The sequence below is a fragment of the Paucibacter sp. PLA-PC-4 genome (genome assembly GCF_026241155.1).
GTDB lineage: Bacteria > Pseudomonadota > Gammaproteobacteria > Burkholderiales > Burkholderiaceae_C > Roseateles_E.
The window spans coordinates 282,771-303,313 of record NZ_JAPFGP010000006.1 but is presented as its reverse complement, the minus strand read 5'-3'; the positions used below and the strand labels follow the sequence as shown (position 1 = coordinate 303,313).

General features: G+C 64.3%; 13 protein-coding genes and 3 pseudogenes. 7 read left to right on the top strand and 9 right to left on the bottom strand.

All coding sequences use genetic code 11. From position 1 onward, the window contains the following. Positions 1-49 precede the first annotated feature (49 nt). The 5 genes from mnmE to rpmH all read right to left on the bottom strand — a co-directional run bounded on the left by mnmE (position 50) and on the right by rpmH (position 4,327). Complete coding sequence (gene mnmE / locus OOZ63_RS12070) at positions 50-1,426, bottom strand: tRNA uridine-5-carboxymethylaminomethyl(34) synthesis GTPase MnmE (protein WP_266005731.1); 1,377 nt, start codon at positions 1,424-1,426, stop codon at positions 50-52. A gap of 262 nt (positions 1,427-1,688) precedes the next feature. Then, positions 1,689-3,347, bottom strand: a complete 1,659-nt coding sequence (gene yidC / locus OOZ63_RS12065; protein ID WP_266005729.1) for a membrane protein insertase YidC — start codon at positions 3,345-3,347, stop codon at positions 1,689-1,691. Further along, on the bottom strand, positions 3,344-3,661 hold the full coding sequence (gene yidD, locus OOZ63_RS12060; RefSeq protein ID WP_266005727.1) for a membrane protein insertion efficiency factor YidD: 318 nt from the start codon (positions 3,659-3,661) through the stop codon (positions 3,344-3,346). The genes yidC and yidD overlap by 4 nt, the downstream gene beginning before the upstream one ends. 5 nt (positions 3,662-3,666) lie before the next feature. Further along, the gene (locus OOZ63_RS12055; RefSeq protein ID WP_266005724.1) at positions 3,667-4,176 is read right to left on the bottom strand and encodes a ribonuclease P protein component; all 510 of its coding nucleotides are present in this window, start codon (positions 4,174-4,176) and stop codon (positions 3,667-3,669) included. Between the two features lie 16 nt (positions 4,177-4,192). Next, a complete protein-coding gene (rpmH, locus tag OOZ63_RS12050; protein ID WP_054021782.1) occupies positions 4,193-4,327 on the bottom strand; it encodes a 50S ribosomal protein L34 in 135 nt (44 codons plus the stop codon). A gap of 454 nt (positions 4,328-4,781) precedes the next feature. Between rpmH and dnaA the strand changes: the two genes are divergently transcribed. The 4 genes and pseudogenes from dnaA to OOZ63_RS12030 all read left to right on the top strand — a co-directional run bounded on the left by dnaA (position 4,782) and on the right by OOZ63_RS12030 (position 11,575). Then, positions 4,782-6,260, top strand: a complete 1,479-nt coding sequence (dnaA, locus tag OOZ63_RS12045) for a chromosomal replication initiator protein DnaA (protein ID WP_266005719.1) — start codon at positions 4,782-4,784, stop codon at positions 6,258-6,260. Between the two features lie 119 nt (positions 6,261-6,379). Next, complete coding sequence (dnaN, locus tag OOZ63_RS12040; protein WP_266005717.1) at positions 6,380-7,504, top strand: DNA polymerase III subunit beta; 1,125 nt, start codon at positions 6,380-6,382, stop codon at positions 7,502-7,504. Positions 7,505-7,695: 191 nt separating this feature from the next. Further along, positions 7,696-10,155, top strand: a pseudogene (gene gyrB, locus OOZ63_RS12035) (DNA topoisomerase (ATP-hydrolyzing) subunit B); the annotation flags it as partial. A 259-nt stretch (positions 10,156-10,414) separates the two neighbouring features. Further along, positions 10,415-11,575, top strand: a complete 1,161-nt coding sequence (locus tag OOZ63_RS12030) for an IS30 family transposase (protein WP_266005715.1) — start codon at positions 10,415-10,417, stop codon at positions 11,573-11,575. A 322-nt stretch (positions 11,576-11,897) separates the two neighbouring features. Here OOZ63_RS12030 and OOZ63_RS12025 read toward each other — a convergent pair whose 3' ends face one another. Then, on the bottom strand, positions 11,898-12,839 hold the full coding sequence (locus OOZ63_RS12025; RefSeq protein ID WP_266005714.1) for a hypothetical protein: 942 nt from the start codon (positions 12,837-12,839) through the stop codon (positions 11,898-11,900). 302 nt (positions 12,840-13,141) lie between these two features. After that, positions 13,142-13,258: pseudogene (locus tag OOZ63_RS29195) on the bottom strand (IS3 family transposase); the annotation flags it as partial. On the opposite strand from OOZ63_RS29195, the pseudogene OOZ63_RS12015 reads away from it, so the two are divergent. The 3 genes and pseudogenes from OOZ63_RS12015 to OOZ63_RS12005 all read left to right on the top strand — a co-directional run. Continuing rightward, positions 13,259-13,566, top strand: a pseudogene (locus tag OOZ63_RS12015) (tyrosine-type recombinase/integrase); the annotation flags it as partial. A gap of 615 nt (positions 13,567-14,181) precedes the next feature. Continuing rightward, the gene (locus OOZ63_RS12010) at positions 14,182-14,643 is read left to right on the top strand and encodes a mobile mystery protein A (protein WP_266005713.1); all 462 of its coding nucleotides are present in this window, start codon (positions 14,182-14,184) and stop codon (positions 14,641-14,643) included. Continuing rightward, a complete protein-coding gene (locus tag OOZ63_RS12005) occupies positions 14,634-15,224 on the top strand; it encodes a mobile mystery protein B (protein ID WP_266005712.1) in 591 nt (196 codons plus the stop codon). The genes OOZ63_RS12010 and OOZ63_RS12005 overlap by 10 nt, the downstream gene beginning before the upstream one ends. Positions 15,225-15,740: 516 nt before the next feature. Here the strand turns inward: OOZ63_RS12005 and OOZ63_RS12000 are convergent. After that, entirely contained in the window at positions 15,741-16,922 is a 1,182-nt protein-coding gene (locus tag OOZ63_RS12000) for a Wadjet anti-phage system protein JetD domain-containing protein (RefSeq protein ID WP_266005711.1), read from the bottom strand. Next, entirely contained in the window at positions 16,919-20,542 is a 3,624-nt protein-coding gene (locus OOZ63_RS11995) for an ATP-binding protein (RefSeq protein ID WP_266005710.1), read from the bottom strand. The genes OOZ63_RS12000 and OOZ63_RS11995 overlap by 4 nt, the downstream gene beginning before the upstream one ends. Between the last annotated feature and the right edge of the window lies 1 nt (position 20,543).

Sequence of the window (20,543 nt, the reverse complement as noted above, 5' to 3'; positions counted from 1 at the left end):
GTAAGTGCGATCTGCATGGGACGCTTTGGGACGTCCTGGAACAGGCTTTTTATTTCCCGATACAGAACCGGCTGAATATCTCACCTAGTAGATCGTCGGCCGAGAACGCGCCGGTGATCTCGCCGAGTGCATCGTGCGAGAGCCGCAGCTCTTCGGCGAGCAAATCCAGGGCCGGCGGCTGCTGGGTGGCCACGGCCTTGGCCAGCTCCAGATGCTCGCGGGTGCGCTTGAGCGCCTGGACATGGCGCTCGCGGGCGATGAACAGACCTTCGGGCGTGGCGTGCCAGCCCACCAGTCGCAGCAGGCGTTGGCGCAGCTCGCTCAGGCCCGTGCCGGTCTTGGCGGACAGCGTGATGGCGCCCGGGACCAGACTCTGCCCATGGGCGGTGTCGGCCTTGTTAAAGACCTGCAGGATGCGGCCGGTATCGACGCCTTGAAGGCGCTCGTTGATCAGGCGGTCCTCGGCCTCGTAGTCCGGCTGGCCGATACGGCTCAGGTCGTGCAAGAACAGCACGACATCGGCATCGGCGATCGCGTCCCAGCTGCGCGCGACGCCGATGCGTTCGACTTCGTCCTCGGTCTCGCGCAGGCCGGCGGTGTCGCTGATGTGCAGCGGTACACCTTCGATCTGAATGGTCTGGCTGACCTTGTCGCGCGTGGTGCCAGGGATAGGCGTGACGATGGCTAGCTCGGCGCCGGCAAGCGCGTTCAGCAGCGAGCTCTTGCCGACATTGGGCTGGCCGGCCAGCACAACCTTGATGCCCTCGCGCAGCAGCGCGCCTTGCTGCGTGCGGTCCAGTACGGCCGCGAGCCGTGCGTGCAATCGGTCCAGCTGACCCAGCGCGTCGGCCTGCTGAAGGAAGTCGATCTCTTCCTCGGGGAAGTCCAGCGTCGCCTCGACCAGCATACGCAGCTTGATCAGCGCGTCGCGCAGCTCGCCGACCTCGCCGGACAGCGCGCCTGCCAGTGCGCGGCTGGCGCTGCGCGCGGCCGCCTCGGTGCTGGCGTCGATCAGATCGCTGACCGCCTCGGCCTGGGCCAGGTCGAGCTTGCCGTTAAGAAAGGCGCGCTGGGTGAACTCGCCGGGCTCGGCAAGCCGCATGCGCATGCCGGCGCCGGCCTCCATGCAGCGCGCCAGCAGCAGTTGCAGCACCACCGGCCCGCCATGGGCCTGCAGCTCCAGCACATGCTCGCCGGTGTAGGAATGCGGTGCCGGGAACAGCAGGGCCAGGCCCCGATCGATGGCCTCGCCGTCGGCGGCGCGAAAGGGCAGATAGCTGGCCTCGCGCGGCTTCAGGGTCTTGCCGCACAGGGCCTCCACAACGGGGGTCAGGTCTTGCGCCGACGAGACGCGGACGATGCCCACCGCGCCTCGTCCGGGGGCGGTGGCGACGGCGACGATGGGATCTTGGTGGCGGGACAGCATGGGCGAATTTTCACCGATGGCGGCCACCTCTCAAGAAAAACGCCGACCTTGGGGGTCGGCGTCCGGGATATGGCGCGGGGGAGGCTGTCAGCGGGCGCTCGCGTGAGCCCCGCCGATGGGCCTTGTCGCCAGGCACTGTTGTATTTGACAGGCCGGTGACTCTCTGCCCCGCATGTGATCGATTAAAGGCCTTGCGGCGCCAATTAAAAAGCCCCCAAGTGCGGGGGCACCCGGGGGCTTCGTGAAAAGCTGGCGCCAGCGGCTACTTGTTGACGCCGAGCTGCCTGTTGATCATCCACTGCTGGGCGATCGACAAGATGTTGTTTGTCAGCCAGTACAGCACCAGGCCGGCCGGGAAGAAGAAGAACATGAAGCTGAAGGCCAGCGGCATGATCCACATCATCTTAGCCTGCATCGGGTCCGGCGGCGTCGGGTTCAACCAGACCTGGAACAGGCTGGACAAGGTCATCAGGATGGGCAGCACGAAGAACGGGTCCTTGGCCGACAGATCGGTGATCCACAGAATCCACGGTGCATGACGCATCTCGACGCTGGACAGCAGCACCCAGTACAGCGCGATGAAGAAGGGCATCTGCAGGAAGATAGGCAGGCAAGAACCGATCGGGTTGATCTTCTCCTCGCGGTAGATTTTCATCATCTCCTGCTGCATCTGCTGCGGCTTGTCCTTCAGGCGCTCGCGCATCTCGGTGATGCGCGGGTTGACCGCCTTCATCTTGGCCATGCTGCGGTAGGCGCTGGCATTGAGCCAGTAGAACGCGATCTTCAGCAGCACAACCAGCGCGATGATGGACCAGCCCCAGTTGCCCAGCAGCTTGTGCAACTGGTCGAGCAGCCAGAACAGCGGCTTGGACAGGATGGTGAACCAGCCATAGTCCTTCACCAGTTCCAGGCCCGGAGCCAGCACAGCCAGCTTGTTCTCTTCCTGCGGGCCGACGAAGAGCTGATGGTCGGCGCTGACGCTGGCGCCGGGCGCCAGCTGGGCCAGCGGAAACAGCATGCCGACCGAGTACAGATTGTTGTCGACCTTCTTCGCGTAGAACTCGCGGGGGCTGTCGCCCTTGTGCAGCCAGGCGCTGGCGAAGTAGTGCTGGACCATCGCGACCCAACCGTCGCTGGCATTCTTCTCGACGCTGGCCTTACCCTTTTCGATGTCCTTGAAGTCGAGTTTCAGGAACTTCGACTTGTCGGTATACATCGCCGGGCCAGTGAAGGTGAAGTAAAAGCTCGACTCATTGGGCAGCGGATTGCCGTCGCGCACCAGCTGGGTGTAGAGCTGCGGGGTCAGCGGCGCGGCCGACGTGTTGAGCACCTCGTGCTTGACGTCCACTGCATAGTCGCCGCGCTTGAAGGTGTAGGTCTTGACCAGCTTGACGCCGCCTTGCTCGGGCGACTCGAAGCGCACGACAAGACTTTGCTCGCCGTCCTTCAGGCTGCGCTCGCCGGGCACCAAGCTCATCTGGGTCAGGTGGCTGGGCGCGCCGGCCACGCCGACCAGGCCGGTTTGGGCCAGGTAAACGCGCTGCGCGCTGCGGTCCAGCACGACGATGTGGCCGCTCGGGTCGGTCTCGTCCTTGTGCTTGAGCAGCTCCACCCGCACCAGGCTGCCGCCCAGGCTGTCCAGTGTGGCCTTGACCACGTCGGTGCTGATGACGACGGTTTCGCCCGTGCTGCTCGGTGCCGCAGCAGTAGGCGCGGTGCCCGGTGCCGCTGTCGCGCCCGGCAGCGTGGCGGCGGTTGGCAGCGCGGCAGTGCCGGGTGCCGAACCAGCAACGGCCGCCGGCTTCGGCGCCGTGGGGCTGAACATCGAGGGGTGACCGTTGTGCTTTTGCCAGCCGTCCCACAACAGGACAAGCGACATGGTGAAGACCACCCACAGCACGGTGCGGCGTATATCAGTCATTGGGACGCTTCAGGATTGGAGGAAGAGGAACGGACGCCAGACCCGCAACCCAGACGGGTGAACAGGCCGGGCGGATTGTCGGGCACGGCATCATGCCCGCCCAAGCAAAAAGGATTGCAGCGCAGGATGCGGGCCGCCGCCAGATACGTGCCGGCAGCCGCGCCATGCTTGGTCAGCGCCTGCATCGCGTAGGCGGAGCAACTCGGCTCATAGCGGCAACCGGCCTGCAGCCAGTGGCTGAACAGCAGCTGATAGCCGCGCACCAGCCCCATCATGAAGCGCTGTGGTAGCGAGGAGGCGGGCGGGCGGTCCATGACGGTCAGGCCTGCGAACGGGCACGGGTCGGCCGCTGTTGCTCGCGCTGCGGCGCACGCGCGCGCTCGAACAGTTGCGCGAGTTCGACGCGCGCAGCAGTGCGCAGCGCCTCGGACGAGGCGCTGGGGAACTGCTTGACATCGAAGGGCGCACGCAAGCGCACCACCCACAGGCCCGGCAGCAACGGCTCTTCGGCCGTGGCCTGGGCCACGAAGGCGGCGCGGATCTGGCGCTTCAGCAGGGTACGGGTCACGGCGCGGCGGGCATGGCGTTTGGGCACCACACTACCCAGCCAGCAGCCTTGCGGCAGCGCTTGAGCGCGGCCCTCATCCACAAGTATGTGGATGTCCGGTGCATCGCCTGTTGATAACTCGGCCGCATCTGTGGACAACTTCTTGCCCGGCAGGCTGGGGCTGGCCGCAACATGGTGCACAGCGAAATGGCTGCTGCGAGCGCGGCTGGGCGAACCCAGCACGCGTTCAAAGTCGGCCGATCGCAGGATGCGGCCGATCACGCTGTCGTGTCCCGACTTAGACAGCCAGACGCTTGCGGCCCTTGGCGCGGCGCGCAGCGATGACGGCGCGACCGCCGCGGGTCTTCATGCGGACGAGGAAGCCATGGGTACGGGCGCGACGGGTCTTGGAAGCTTGGTAGGTGCGTTTCATGATGAAACCTCTTGAGGTCTAAAGACGCTACAACGCAGCGAGAAATCCTCGCCCGCGAGAGCGGTTGTGGGCAAATCGTTACGAGATGCGCTGGGCATCCCGGCCGCCAAAGCTGCACCAGTCTGCCGCACCCATAAAGGGTCAGCAGGCCGATACGGCCCAGACGGCCACCGATGTGCGCCGCGCCGGCCCTGCCTTGGGGCCGACATGGGACAAGACCCATCAATCCACATGCTAGTGCAAAGAACAAGTCCGCCCGTGCGCAACCATCCGGCGTCCGGAAAACCCGCGATTACACCAAACTTTGGCGCCCCGGTCAATCAAGAGGGATCGCCATCCCGGGTTATCGGGGGCTTGACCGCGTCCAAAAATCTGTGGATAACCTGCCATTCGGCCGCGTCAAACCCGTACAATCCGGCCGCTCAAGAACAAGTTTTCCACAATGAGCGCAGACATGTCTGGGGCAGAACTTTGGCAGCGCGGCTGTGAGCGCCTGGCTGCCGAACTGCCCGAACAACAATTCAATACCTGGATACGCCCGCTGCCTCCGGCCGATGTGGCCGACGGCAGCGGCGCAGACGCGGTGGTCGTCTCGCTGCGCGTGCCCAACCGCTTCAAGCTCGACTGGATTCGCAACCAATATGCGGGCCGCATCGAAGCCATCCTGACCGAGCTGGCTGGCAAACCGGCCCGCCTGGAGCTGGCCCTGGCCGCGCGCGAACCGGTCGGCCGCGTGGCTCAGCCCCTGCCCGCCAACCAGCCGATCGCCGTCGGCCAGGTGCTGCACAACGGCCTGCGCCCTGTGAGCCCGCCGCAGCCCGAGCCCGTGCCGGCAGCCCCCGCCGCGCCGCGCGACCCCCAGCAACCCATCCTGCACAGCAACCCGGCGCTGGGTCCGCCGCCCAGCGCCAGCCGCCACCGCCTCAATACCGCGCTGACCTTCGACACTCTGGTGCCCGGCCGCGCCAACCAGATGGCGCGCACCGCAGCCCTGCATGTGGCAGGTGCGCCGGGGGCGATGTACAACCCACTATTCATCTATGGCGGCGTCGGCCTGGGCAAGACCCATCTGATCCACGCGGTGGGCAACGCCTTGCTGCGAGACAAGCCCGATGCGCGGGTTCTCTATCTGCATGCCGAGCAGTTCATCTCGGATGTGGTGAAGAACTACCAGCGCAAAACCTTCGACGAGCTCAAGGCCAAATACCATTCGCTGGACCTGCTGCTGATCGATGATGTGCAGTTCTTCGCCGGCAAGGACCGCACGCAGGAGGAGTTCTTCAACGCCTTCGAGGCCCTGCTGGCCAAGCGCGCTCACATCATCATGACCTCGGACACCTACCCCAAGGGTCTGGTGGACATCGACGAGCGCCTGACCAGCCGCTTCGACGCCGGCTTGACGGTAGCCATCGAGCCGCCCGAGCTGGAGATGCGGGTGGCCATCCTGATCAAGAAGGCCGAGGCCGAGCAGACGCCCATGCCGGAGGACGTGGCCTTCTTCATCGCGAAGAACGTCAGGGCCAATGTGCGCGAGCTCGAAGGCGCGCTGCGCAAGGTCTTGGCCTACAGCCGCTTTTCGCACAAGGACATCAATATCCAGCTGGCCCGCGAGGCGCTCAAGGACCTGCTGTCGATCCAGAACCGGCAGATCTCGGTCGAGAACATCCAGAAGACGGTGGCCGACTTCTACAAGATCAAGGTTGCCGACATGTACAGCAAAAAGCGCCCGGCCAGCATCGCCCGGCCGCGCCAGATTGCGATGTACCTGGCCAAGGAACTGACGCAAAAGAGCCTACCCGAGATCGGCGAGCTATTCGGCGGCCGCGATCACACGACGGTGCTGCACGCGGTGCGCAAGATCGGCGGGGAGCGGCAGAAGAACACCGAGCTAAACCAGCAGTTGCATGTGCTGGAGCAGACGCTGAAGGGGTGATTCGGGATCTCGCGTATTCCTTGGGCAGCGGGGGCAGGATTTGCCTCATAAGTAGGTGAAAATGCGCGCTGTAGCCGAAATGAGCGCCAGCCGGCCAAATAAAGCGGAGAGAGGTTGACATGATTGTGTTGAAAGCGACCCAGGACAAGGTTTTGGGTGCCCTGCAGGCCGTGGCCGGCATCGTCGAGCGGCGCCACACCCTGCCGATACTCGCCAATGTGCTGATCCGCAAGCAAGGCCCGCAGCTCGAGCTGACCACCAGCGATCTGGAAATCCAGGTCCGCACCACGGCCGAGCTTGACGGCGATGCCGGCAACTTCAGCACCACGGTGGGCGCGCGCAAACTGATCGACATCCTGCGCTCGATGCCCGCCGACCAGACCGTCAGCTTGACCGCCAATGCCAGCAAGCTCACGCTGCAGGGCGGCAAGAGCCGTTTCACCTTGCAGACCCTGCCGGCCGATGACTTCCCGCTGGTGCAGGAGGCTGCCGACTTCGGCCCGGCCTTCGCTGTGCCGCAGAAGACGCTCAAGAGCCTGATCAACCAGGTGCACTTCGCGATGGCGGTCCACGACATCCGCTACTACCTCAACGGCATCCTCTTCGTCGCCGAAGGCAAGACACTAACCCTGGTCGCCACCGACGGCCACCGCCTTGCGCTGGCCCAGGCCACCTTGGAGGCCGATATGCCCAAGCAGGAAGTCATCTTGCCTCGCAAGACCGTGCTGGAGCTGATGCGCCTGTTGAAGGACGGCGGCAAGGATGGCAGTGACGACCAACCGATCGAGATGCGCTTCGCCGGCAACCAGGCCAAGTTCTCGTTCAGCGGCATGGAGTTCGTCACCAAACTGGTTGAGGGCAAATTCCCGGACTACAACCGCGTGATCCCGAAGAACCACAAGTTCAACGTGACCCTGGGCCGCCAGCCGCTGTTGGCCAGCCTGCAGCGCGCCGCAATCCTGACCAGCGAGAAGTTCAAGGCCGTGCGCCTGAGTTTTGAGCCGGGCCTCCTGAGCATTGCCTCCAGCAATGCCGAGCAAGAAGAGGCCAAGGAAGAGATCGAGATCGACTACGGCGGCGACCTGATAGAGACCGGCTTCAATGTCACCTATCTGATGGACGCGCTGCAGAACATGAGCCAGGACATGGTGTCCATCGACCTGAACGACAGCGCCGCCAGCGCGCTGATCACGATCCCCGAGCAGACCGGCTTCAAGTATGTCGTGATGCCGATGCGGATTTGATGCCCAGTCATTCATGACTGATGCAGCGGGCCTCGGCCCGCTTCAGTGCTTTTAAAGGGGCGGCGAAGTGGCTGCCCGACAGTGAGAGAGAGTCCCCGATGAGTGATGTGCCGAGCAACGAACAGAACCCCGATGGCCTGACCGACAAGCAAAAAGACGCGGTCTCCGCGGAAGCGTCTTCGGGCGCGGTCTACGGTGCGGATTCGATCCAGATCCTCGAGGGCCTGGAAGCCGTGCGCAAGCGCCCCGGCATGTATATCGGCGACACCTCGGACGGCACCGGCCTGCACCATCTGGTGTTCGAGGTGGTGGACAACTCCATCGACGAATCGCTGGCCGGCCATTGCGACGACATCATCGTCACCATCCACACCGACAACAGCATCTCCGTCATCGACAACGGCCGCGGCATCCCCACCGGCGTCAAGATGGACGACAAGCACGAGCCCAAGCGCTCAGCCGCCGAGATCGCGCTGACCGAGCTGCACGCCGGCGGTAAATTCAACCAGAACAGCTACAAGGTCTCCGGCGGTCTGCACGGCGTGGGCGTGTCCTGCGTCAACGGCCTGTCCAAGACTCTGCGCCTGACGGTGCGCCGTGACGGCAAGATCCACCAGCTCGAGTTCAAGCAAGGCATCCCGCAGGACCGCCTGATCGAGATCGTCGACGGCGTCGAGACCAGCCCGATGCGCATCGTCGGCGAGACCGACAAGCGCGGCACCGAGGTCCACTTCCTGCCCGACACCGAGATCTTCCAGACCAATAACGACTTCCACTACGACATCCTGGCCAAGCGGCTGCGCGAGCTCTCCTTTCTGAACAACGGCGTCAAGATCCGTCTGGTCGACGAGCGCAACAACAAGGAAGACAACTTCGCCTACGCTGGCGGCGTGCAGGGCTTTGTCGAGTTCATCAACAAGGGCAAGAACACCCTGCACCCGAAGATCTTCCACGCCCAGGGCGACAAGATCAGTGAGCAGGGCACCAATGTCGGCGTCGAAGTGGCGATGCAGTGGAACGACGGCTTCAACGAGAACGTCCTGTGCTTCACCAACAACATCCCGCAACGCGACGGGGGCACCCACCTGACCGGCCTGCGCGCCGCGATGACCCGCGTGCTGAACAAATACATCGTCGACAACGAGCTGGCCAAGAAGGCCAAGGTCGAGGTGGCTGGCGATGATATGCGCGAAGGCCTGGCCTGCGTGGTCAGTGTCAAGGTGCCCGAACCCAAGTTCAGCTCGCAGACCAAGGACAAGCTGGTCAGCTCGGAAGTGCGCGCGCCGGTCGAGGACATTGTCAGCCGCCTGCTGACCGACTGGTTGCTTGAGAACCCGATCGACGCCAAGATCATCTGCGGCAAGATCCTGGACGCCGCCCGTGCCCGCGAGGCCGCGCGCAAGGCCCGCGAAATGACGCGACGCAAGGGCGTGCTCGACGGCCTGGGTCTGCCCGGCAAACTGGCCGACTGCCAGGAAAAGGACCCCGCGCTGTGCGAGATCTACATCGTCGAGGGTGACTCCGCCGGTGGCTCCGCCAAGCAGGGTCGCGACCGTAAGTTCCAGGCCATCCTGCCGCTGCGCGGCAAGATCCTGAACGTCGAGAAGGCGCGCTACGAGAAGCTGCTGACCTCCAACGAGATCATCACGCTGATCACCGCCCTGGGCACCGGCATCGGCCGCGGCGCCGGCAGCGATGACTTCAACCCCGACAAGCTGCGCTACCACCGCATCATCATCATGACTGACGCGGACGTGGACGGCGCCCACATCCGCACACTGCTCTTGACCTTCTTCTACCGCCAGATGCCCGAGCTCTGCGAGCGCGGCCACATCTATATCGCCCAGCCGCCGCTCTACAAGGTCAAGGTCGGCAAGCACGAGCAGTACCTGAAGGATGGCACGGAGCTCGACGCCTTCTTGTTGAAGGTGGCGCTGCAGGACGCCCATCTGCACACCGGCATCGGCGGTGCGGTGCTCTCCGGCGAAGCGCTGGAGCAGCTGGCGCGCAAGTACGTGTTGTCCGAAAGCGTGATCACCCGCCTGGCCAACTGGATGGACTTCGAGGCGCTGCGCGTGCTGTCCAGCGGGCTGGCCATCAACCTCGACACCAAGGAAGCCGCCGAGGAGGCCGCCGCTGCGATGCAGGCCGCGCTGCACCAGGCCGAAGTTAGTAGCGAGTACGACGCCCGCACCGACAAGCTGCTGCTGCGCATCAGCCGCCGCCAGCACGGCAATGTGCGCTCAAGCATCATCAATGCCGATTTCATGCACGGCGCCGACTACGAAGTGCTGGCCGACGCCGGCCGCACCTTTAAGGGCCTAATCGGCGAGGAAGCCATCGTCCGCAAGGGCGAGGGCGAGAAGGCCAAGGAAAGCAAGGTCAGCGACTTCCGCGGCGCGATGGCCTGGCTGATGCAGCAAGCCGAAAACAGCGTCGGCCGCCAGCGCTACAAGGGCCTGGGCGAGATGAACCCCGAGCAGCTCTGGGAAACCACGATGGACCCCAACGTCCGCCGCCTGCTGCGCGTGCAGATCGACGACGCCATCGAAGCAGACCGGGTGTTCACGATGCTGATGGGCGACGAAGTAGAGCCCCGACGCGATTTCATCGAGACGAATGCGCTGCGTGCGGCCAACATCGACGTTTGACGCCTTTTGTAGGCCGTAGGGCGCCACAGTAACTGCCACAGGCGCCAAAGTTCTGCGACTGGCTGCCGAAGTTGATGCGACTGCCCTATCTCGGGGAAGGGCGCACCTCTGGGAGCAAGTTGCGATCGCACAGCGCATGTAGGCCGAAGTCGCAAGCGGTGCTAGAAAGGTGCACTGCTGCGAATGACTGTTCTGCAGGGCGGATTCAACCGGTCGACGCAACACACTAGGGGCCACTCAGGCCGAAGGAGTGTTGGACATGAGACAGCGACCACGGATCTACTACTCGGATAGCCAGAAGGCGCTGATGTGGGAGCGTTGGAGGGCAGGTTGGACGCTGCACGAGATTGGGAAGCTTTTCGACCGAGGTCACTCCTCGATTCACAGGATCATTGCTGAGACCGGCGGAATTCGCCCAGCGGATCGCAGCCGCTCGCGGCGTGTACTGACTTCGGCGGAGCGGGAAGAGATCTCTCTCGGACTGACGCTCGGTGAATCCATGCGTTCAATCGCTGACCGCCTCGGAAGAGCGCCGTCGACGATCAGCCGGGAGATCGATCGCAACGGCGGCCAGGACGGTTATCGGGCAACTCTGGCAGACCAGGCTGCATGGGAGCGCGCTCTTCGACCCAAGCTCTGCAAATTGGCCAAGAACCGGGCGCTGGCTGGCGTCGTGGCGGACATGCTTCGGATGCTGTGGTCGCCAGAGCAAATCGCCGGTTGGCTCAAGCATACTTATCCGAACGACCAGAGCCTTCACGTGTCACACGAGACGATCTACCGCAGCCTGTTCATTCAAGCGCGTGGCGCCTTGAAGAAAGAGTTGCTGGAGCATCTCCGGCGCACGCGGGGCATGCGTCGCTCTCGTTCCTACACGCAGAAGACTGCGATCCATGGCCAGATCGTCGGTGCGGTGTCGATCAGCGAGCGGCCCGCGTCAGTCGAGGACCGGGCAGTGCCTGGCCATTGGGAAGGCGACTTGGTCTTCGGCAGCGGCAACAGCCAGATCGCGACGCTGGTCGAGCGCCAGACGAGATACGTGATGCTGGTGAAGCTGAACAGCAAAGACTCTCAGACGGTCGTAAACGCGCTCATCAAGAACGCCCGCAAGCTGCCGCAGGAGCTCTACAAGTCGCTCACCTGGGACCGAGGCACGGAGATGCATGGGCACAAGCGATTCACCATGGCCACTGACATCCAGGTCTACTTCTGCGACCCTCAAAGCCCTTGGCAAAGGGGTAGCAACGAGAACACCAATGGGCTGCTCAGGCAGTACCTGCCAAAGGGCATCGACATCTCAGGCTACTCACAGCTTCAGCTCAACTCGATCGCGAGACAATTGAACGAGAGGCCGCGCAAGTCGCTCGGCTTCCAGACGCCCGCTGAGCGATTCAGCGAATGTGTTGCGATGACCGGTTGAATCCGCCAGCGATTGCGGCCATCCGATTCGCCGAACTCGACGCCAGAAAGCTGCCGATCAACGCTTGAATTCAGAGGACTAGCCAGCGTAGCCGGCGCAGGTCCGCTGCAACGCCAGGTAAGCCAGCTTCTTTGCAAGCGACTCAGAAGTTGGACAGCATATGTACGTACTTCGCACATGGTGCACAACCAGCTCAGCAGCGTAGCAACGTGGCGGACGAAGCCCAGCAGCTGTCATCTCAAACCAGGCGAAGCAGGTCGTGTTGCGGTGCGCCGGCTTCCCTTTGCCGCACGGCAGGGTTGGGGGTATGAAGCGCTACTCGCTAGAACTGCTCGAACTCGAAGCGAAACTGACCAGCGGGCAACATTAGCGCTGGCGCAGCCTTGCCGGCTTCGGCGATGACTATGTCTGCGGGGATCGCCTGCGCGGGATGGCCTTGGTGCACAGCGTAGATGAGCCGGCGGCCCTGGGTTGGCAACCACGCGTCGGGAACGGGGAACGGCCGACGCTGCGCCCAGCTCACCAGCCAGGACGGGCGGCCGCTGACCAGCGTGTAAGGCGGGTGGATGACCTGCAGGTCCACCGCATCCGGTGTCAGTTGCAGCAGGCGGGCGCTGCCGTCCAACTTGCGCAGCACGAAGGGCTCCAGCCCGTCCTGCAAGGCCAGCGCGGCCCGGTAGCTGCTAAGCTCGCGCGCCGGGTCTGAGTGGGCGTAGGTCATGCTCTGGTCGATGCTCAGCGGGTCTACGCCTGTCATCTGCTTCAACTCGCCGGCCATCAACAGTACACTGCCGCGCCCTTGCCCCAGCGGCTGCGGTGTTTCAAGGGCATGACCGTAACCGACATGGACAAAGATCCTGGCACTGGGCTGCCTGGCCAGTACCTGCTCGACGAGGTTGCGTGCTTGGCCTTGTTCGCGCTGGCGGATTCGTTCAAGGCCCTGCACTGACGAGTCCACGTCGGCCTCATAGGCCACCAGCTTCCAGCCGTCACGGCGGGCCTCCCGGATGAACTCAGCGAACACCGGGTCCTGGAGATAGGCACCGCTGGATCTCTCGACGACCCCGACATTGGGATCGCGGCCACGAGTGAAGGCCTCACAGGCGAGGTATTCGAATCCGAGCTTGCGCAGCTCGCGCGCTAGCCGCATCGAGAACGCGCGGTGCATAGGCACATGGTGTGCCTCGTTCAGGATGACGATCTGGCGCGTGGCTGCCTCGCGCAGGATGGCAGCCAGCGCGTCCTCAGAGCGGTCTTGGCTCAAATCGGGCGCCGGCAGTCTGTGTGCCGGCTGGCTCGCATCGAAAGCCGCGATGGCGCCATCCAAGTCTCCCAGCATTGCCCGCACTGAGGCTACGAGCTGCCCCGGGCCCGAAGGCGACTTCACCTCGGCCGCACGGCGCAGCTCACCGGCGTAGCTGTACGCCTCTCCGCGCGGCTGCAACTCTGGGACAGCAGCACATCCGCACAGCAAGGAGGTCACTACAAACGCAGTAATGCGCAACAGCATCCGGTTCTCCAAGTCGACTGAAATTGCATGCTACGTGAATCGCCCCAGATTCCCTTGACACCCGTGAGCCGTTGGGAATGGCGTCGTTCGAACTCGACCGGCAAAGTATCGCCGGCAGTGCCGTGGCGCCGCTTGGGGTTGTAGAACATCTCGATGTAGTTGAAGACATCAGCTCCACTGACCCGTGCAGCGGCATCGTCCGCCGTCACCACCTCTATGACGAGACCTTCCTGCGGGCGTTCAAGCGGGCCGTCCACGATGCCGGCATCACCAAGCCGGCCAAGCCCCACACCCTGAGGCACAGCTTCGCCACGGGCTGCAGGCAGGCAGTGACATTCGCACCATGCAGGAACTACCGGGCCATGCTGACGTGGCGACGATCCTGATCTACACCCACGTGTTGCGGATGGGCGGTGGCGCGTTGCGCAGCCCGCTGGACTCGTTGTCCCGCAATGGGGTGCCGCAAAGCAGTCGCTGGTGAACTTCAGCAATCAGCCTCAAGCGGCCGACCGGTTCAAGACTTCGGCTTCGCAGCGTGAGGGGGCGGTCGCTGCCGGCCGGCGAGTTCACGCCGACTTGCACCAAGCAGTCATTGGTGCCGCGCGGACTGTGCTGGTGCCCCAGTTGGCGGGCATCGGACTGCCAAGGGTCCGTGGGCTTTGCATCTCTCATGGCGATTACTCATCGAGCTTGCCGAGCGCGATTGTGAGGTCAGCTACGGACCTTGACCACATCGCCCTACAACCTCCTCGCCAATCAACGAGGAGGGTGTCCGGTGCAACGGCGGTCGCTGCGGCGGCGAACCAGTCGACATTGCCGTCTTAGTCAGCGCATTTGAGCGCCGGGGGCGGAGCTGCTCGGAGACCGAGGAGCCAGGCCGGTTTAACAGCACGCAGAACGCCCTTCAACTGGTCGCAGTTTCGCGAATCAGGCTAATGACATCCTGCTTCACCAAGAAGAAGCACGACTCTGCCGTAAGCTTCCTATATATGAAGCAAAAATTCAATGTTTGCTTCATTGCAACAAAGCGGAAGGCGGATTTATGATTCACTATAGGCTATCAATAGTGTTATTGAAATCAGCCTATAGGCCAGCAATGTCACCTGAACTGAATCAACTCCGACTTGAGCAGCTGCAAGCCACCTTGTCCAGCTATGCGGACTTGGTGAAGCGGCAGCCCCCGCCACGTGGGTGGTTGAAGCTCATCCGGGAAGCCTTGGGACGCACAGAGCGTCAGCAGGCTCAGCGACTGGGCATCACGGGTTCGACGCTGCACAAGTCCGAACAGTCCGAAGCAGATGACCGCATCACGCTCGGGCAGTTGCGCAAGCTCGCCGACGGGCTGGATTGCGAACTGGTCTACGCCCTGGTTCCGCGGCGCCCGCTCACCGACATGATCCAGGAACGCGCCCGCGCCATCGCCATGGAAGAAGTCGGGGGGGTGGCCCACACCATGGGCCTGGAAGAGCAGCGCCCGGGCGCCGAACGCCTGCGCAAGCAGGTGGAGCGCAGGACTGAAGAACTACTTCGCGGCCGCTGGTCAAACCTATGGCGATAGCTCTCGAGGAGCATGAGGGCCAGACGCCACTGGACCCCGACGAGAAGGCGGGGCTCATCCCCGAACACTTGACCACGCAAGGTGAACTGAACGACTGGGAGCAGGAGAACATCCTGCGTGCCGTGCGGTGGCTAAAAAGGGCGCGCTCGCCGGACGTGCTCAACGAGCGGTTCTGCCGAGAGTTGCACAAGCAGATGTTCGGCGAGACCTGGGCATGGGCGGGCACGTTTCGCAAGTCAGACAAGAACATCGGCTGCGACTGGACGCAGGTGGCGGTGCGCCTCAAGAACCTGTTCGATAACACCCGATGGTGGATCGACAACTCCACATTCCCGCTAGATGAGATCGGCGCGCGCTTTCATCGCGACCTGGTCTGGGTTCATTCGTTTCCCAACGGCAACGGGAGGCATGCCCGCATGATGGCCGACGCACTGGTTCGCAGCCTGGGCCAACCGGCGTTTTCCTGGGGCAGTGGCGGCAATCTGGTCGCGGCAAATGATGTGCGTACGAGGTACTTGGCGGCCCTGCGCTCCGCGGACCAGGGCGACTATCAGCTGCTATTGGCGTTCGTCCGCAGTTGAACAGCCCCTGCCCGAGGAATTGGTCAGGGCTTAACAGAAGCACCTTCAAATAGGTGCCGTTTCGCGATATGGAAGCAGCAAGCCGAATCGACCGGCCAAGCTTGGAACGTACGTTCAGCTAAGCGTCCGGACTTGTGCCGTCGGCGATGCGCGTGCACTGGCTGCAGCGATGCTCCCCGGTGCCGCGGGGAGCGACTTCTCATCTTATGGGTGACGCTGTTGTGAACGGCGGTCAGGAACCGTCACTATTCGGCGGTGAGGAATCGTTTTTGGGTTGAGCGACGTAGGGCGCCAAAGGAGCTGCGACAGGCGCAGAGTTCAACGTCTGGCTACCGAAGTTGATGGACTGCCTTTTCCCGGGGCAGTGCGTGTCTCTGGCAGTGTGCTGCGAACGCACAGCGCATGTGGGCCCAAGCCGCGAGGAGTGCCAGGAAGGTGCACTGCGGCGAATGCCTGTTCAGCAGCGACAGCGATCTGTGGGGGGCGCGAAGGCCCGCTATCCGCCAGCACCGACCCTCATCTCGCTTCGAACTTTCCGGCGCCGCCGGGCCAGCACTCCTGATCCACGCACCGTCCCTCGTTTCGCAACGCGGGCAGTAGCACCTCGTCCGCGAACTGGCAGCCAGTGACGTCAGGATCCAGCTGCCTCTCTTTGCCCGCCTCGTCGGGAGCATGGCCTGAGTCGAGCCGGGCAAGCAGGGCCTCGTAGCCCGGCCGCCAGGCTCCGCAAGCAGGGAAACTTGCGCGCAGTTGCGCGAGGATGGCAAGGCCAGCGAAGTCAAGATCGCCGTAGAAGCCTACGGGGACCTCGCCCACCTCGCCATACAGCCAGTCCTCGAAGCGTTGGGCATCCGCGTCGGACACGCGGTGGCGCCAGTACAGCGACGAGCCTGTGCGTTCACGCAAGCGGCGGGCCCCGGCACGAAAGCCCGCTGCATACAACAAGGCCGTGCGTGCCCAGGCTGGTTGGCGCAGCGCGGCCATGCGCTCGAAGCTCACGGCGTTCTCTATGAACAGAACATCTTCGCCAGACCAGCCTTTGGGCAGGTCGACAAGCAGCTGGATCGGCGCCTCCAGAAAGCGCCCTTCGTCCGCGCCAAGCAGGCGCAGCAGTTCCTCGCGCGCATCCAGAACCTTGCTGTGCCCGCGGAAATGCCGGGCCGACAACTCGCGCAGGTAAGACCTTGTCGCAGCCGGCGCGGCGTGCCCGCTGGCCAACTCGGCCGCCAGCGCGTTCAGCACGGCGGCACACTCTCCCGGCCCCCGCCCCTCAAGGGCGGGCAGCGGATTGCGCAGTAGATAGTCCAGCAACGCCGGCGCATCGGGCACGGCGAGCAGCGACGGTTGCTCGCGCAGCGCCTGCACCAGCGCCCGACTCCAGCGTGGCGCGGCAGGCTCGAAGCCGCTCCATTGAGTCAAGGCCTCGGCATCCAGCAGCAATAGCGCCGGCCTGCGATCTGCCAGCGTCTGAAAAGCCCGCGCCTTGTCCGTCCTGAGCCGTGCCCAGCCTGTCGCGCAAAGCCCTTCCAGCAGCAGCTCCAGATGCGCCAAGGCCTCTGGCGACGCAGCGGTGTGAAGTTCGGGCAGCACCGTCGCGTCGAGTGCCAGCGAGACGGTCCGCCCCCCCTCGCTGCGCTCGGCCTTGCGCAGCAGCGCATGCGCCAGGCGCAACTGGAGAGGGTGCGTCGGTGGCCTCATGCCGACCGTTCTCCCTTCTCTTGCTCTTTGAAGGCCAGCGTCGCCTGTGCCCTTGCCGCAAGTGCATGCTCGGCCCACAGCGCCGCCAACGCCTCGCGCTTGAAGTCTTTCTCCTGCACCTCGCTGATGTGCACGACCTGACCCTCGGCCTCGGCTTCCAGCTTGGAGAAGGTGTACTCCTTGTCGAACTCAGGCTTGATCGCTCCGGACTTCGAAGTGGGCATCGCCACGATCAGTTGCAGGCCCATGTTCTGCGCGAGAAAGCGCATCACTGCCCGCGAACGCGCCTCATCCATCTTCGAGAAGGCTTCGTCACTGAGCATCAGCCGCAGCGCCGGCGCATTCGGCGGGCGGCCGAAGTGCCCGAGCGCATGGGCCAGCACGGCGGCACGGATCACATAGAACGGCGTCTCCAGCTCGCCGCCGGAGCCGGTGCCCCAAGTGGACATCGGCGTTCGGTGGCCGCCGGCGATGCGATGGATGTCGTAGCGGCGGTAGTTGCGATAGTCGGCCAGCTCCTTGAGCGCGCGCTCGGCGGCGATCTGGTCCTGCGACAGCAGCAGGCGCTTGATCTCCTGGGCCGTGGCACGGTGCTCGGGCGAGAGCTGGGGGGCCTCGAAGATGGCCGTGCGGTCTTTCTCCAATTGATCGACCACGCCGTCCAGCGCCTCGAAGAAGTCGTAGTAGCCCTTGTAGCGCGGCACCCAGTCCTGCACTACGTCGTAGGAGTCCACGCCGAACTGGATCGCCTTCAACTCCTGGCTGAGCTTGCGCAGCGTGTTGGAACCGTCCTTCACGTCGCGCCTGACCTTGAAGCAGAAGTCGCTGGTAAACACATGATTGAAGGTCGCCTCGGCCTTCTCCAGCCGAGCGACGTTTTCGGCCAAGCCGATGCCGTCCTGCCGTCGCATCTGATCGCGCGCGGCCTGTTGCACTGCCAGCACCGCGCGCAGCACGGCCTCGATATGCTCGACGCTGCGTGGCGGTTCATCCCAGACGAAACGCTCTTCATCGGTCCTCGCGCCAGCGAGGTAGGTGGCGATGTGATTACGCAGCGTCTTGAGGCGGTCCGGCAGGTTCTCGGCGGCATGGCTCGCATGATTGAGCAGCGTAGCTGCGCTGGGCAGCTCGGCCTCGCCGAGTTCTCGGGCGTCGTCGAGCAGTTGCACTTCGCTGGCCACCGCGCCTGCGGCGTTGGCGAAGCGGCTGATCCAGACTTGCGCCGTCACGATGTCCAGCGCCAGCTCAGGCAGGCGGGCATCCAGCTCCGCCAGCGTCTTAAGCACTTGGGCAAGCTCCTTGTTCTGAACGCCGACGGCCTGCTGCTCTGCATCCCACAGCGCCTGCTTGGACTGCAGGCTTTCGCGAAGGGCATCCCGCCGCCGCTCCAGCGCCACGATGCTGGAGGTGTCCAGCTGGGCCAGATGCAGTTGCACGCCCACATGGCGCAGCCGGGTTTCCAGCGCCTCAGTGAGGGCCTGGGTCAGCGAGGAGACGCGGCTCTGGCTGAACCAGCCCTGCACCATCGTCAAGGACTGAGCCATGTTCTTGAGGCCCTGCAGCTCCGGCACCAAATCGTCCAGGCGCTTGCCGATCCAGGCCAGCCGGCGCTTGCGGCTCTCCTGCCCGAAGGCCAGCTCTTGTTCCGAGGCCAGGCAGGAGAACATGCCGTAAGCCCGGCTGCCCAGGCCTTGCTGCATCAGACCCTGCGGCGTACGGCGCAGCTCGGCCTCGCTGGCGACCTGGCGCACGCGGCCGTACAGCGCAAGCAGATACGCTTTGGCCACCGGGTGCTCGCAGAGCAGCTCGCTGAGCAGGCTGTGCGGCGCGACCGCCATGCCACGCGTGTCTTCGACGGCCTTCGCGCCCTGCACGATCTTGGGCGAGCGGCGGGCGAAGTGACGCCTGAGAAGGCGAACAGCATCCTCCTCGAAGTCAGGCTCCACGATCAGCGCAAAGCGGTCGCGGCCCATATAGCCCTCGATGGCGGCCTGCCAACCACTACTGGGCCGCGGCTCGATCAACGCGGCCAGCATGCGCGGGCGGCTCGCAGGCAGCTCCGACTCCAGAAGACTCAATGCCTGCTGCACATCGCCCGGTGCCGGTGAGCGCCCCTGCATCAGCAGTGCCTGCTCAGCGCGCAGAGCGGTCTGCTCATCCGTCAGCGTTGCCTGCTGCTGCATCAACTCGCTGCGCGCCGCCACCAGCGCGCTCATCACCAAGTCCATCAACACGGCTTCGAGCGCACACAGAGATTTATCCAGCGGCTCCAGTTCGAAGGCGGCCAGCTCGTCGTCCAGCCGGGCTTCGGCCAGCAGCGCCTCACGCACCGGTGCCCACTGTTTGCCTGCCCGGAAGGCGGCCGGGCCCAGCTGCTGCACGGCTGCGGACAGACCGGGCAGCAGGGTCAGGTCCAGCGCCAGCAACTGATTCACACGGACCAGCACCTCATCCATGCCTTTGGCAGCCTGCTGCACACGGCTCCATTCGCGGCCGAAGGTTTCGGCGTACTGCGCCACCAGCGTCGTCAATCGCTGCTTCTCCTGCGCGACGCCGCTCTGCGCCAGCTCACCCTGCACCAGAGCCAGTTCCTCGTCCACGGCCCTGCGCTCATCGGCGATGGCATTCAACCGCTGCTGTGATTCCGTGGCTTGACCTTGCAGCTGCACGCGGCGGCGCTCACCCCGTGACCGATCAGCCTGCGCGTCACGCTGTACGCGCAGCGCATGGGCGTTCAGGTTCACCACATGCCGGCGCAGCTGCGAAAGCACGTCACCAGCCGCCTCATCCACCAGTTTCAGCCGGTCGACATTCAACTTCAGGCGCTCGGCGTCGGCCTTCAGCCGGGCGATCTCCTGCATCAGCTGGCGCATCTTGCCGACTTCTTGGCTGAAGTCGTGAGCATCGAGGATCTCGTCACGCACCAGCTCGTTGACGTTGCCGATCTCGCGGTAAGCCATCGCCTTGACGATCGCGCGGGCGCAGCGCGTGGCATCCGCTTCGGGGACGAACTTGCGGCCCAACAAGTGTCCGTAGAGATGCTGCAAGTAGCTGTCCTTGCCCTCGAAGCGCATCAGCTGCTCCGACTGGAGGCCAAGCCTCAACTGAAGCTGGGCGTAAGCTTCCTTCAGCGGCAGGGGCCGAACGCGCCCTGGCACAGAGTCGCCCGACAACAGATGCGACAGCGTCAGGCTCGCCCCGCGCAGCAGGTAGAACAGCGGCTTACCGCCTTCGGCCCGGCCCCCGTCCACCTGTGCCTCGACGCCCAGCAGCGCGCTGAACGGCACGGCCTCATTCTCCTGGTCCGATGGCTCGAAGCTCAGGCCCACATAGCTTGTCGAGCGCTGGCGCAGGAAAACTTCGCTGCCGCACTGGCCCAGCGCGTAAGCATGCAGCGTACGCGGCTCCTTGCCGCCGCGACGCCCCTGGGTCGACTCGTTCTGGCCGGCATTGAAGTGAAAGACCCCTTGGCGCGCCGCCGTGAGCACCGCTTGGATTGCATCCAGCAGCGTGGACTTGCCCGAGCCGGATTCGCCGGTCAGCAGCGTGGCGTCGGCCAGCGGCCAATCGCGCGTCTCCAGCGTGCCCCAGTTGACAGTGATCAATCGTTGCAGCCGCATC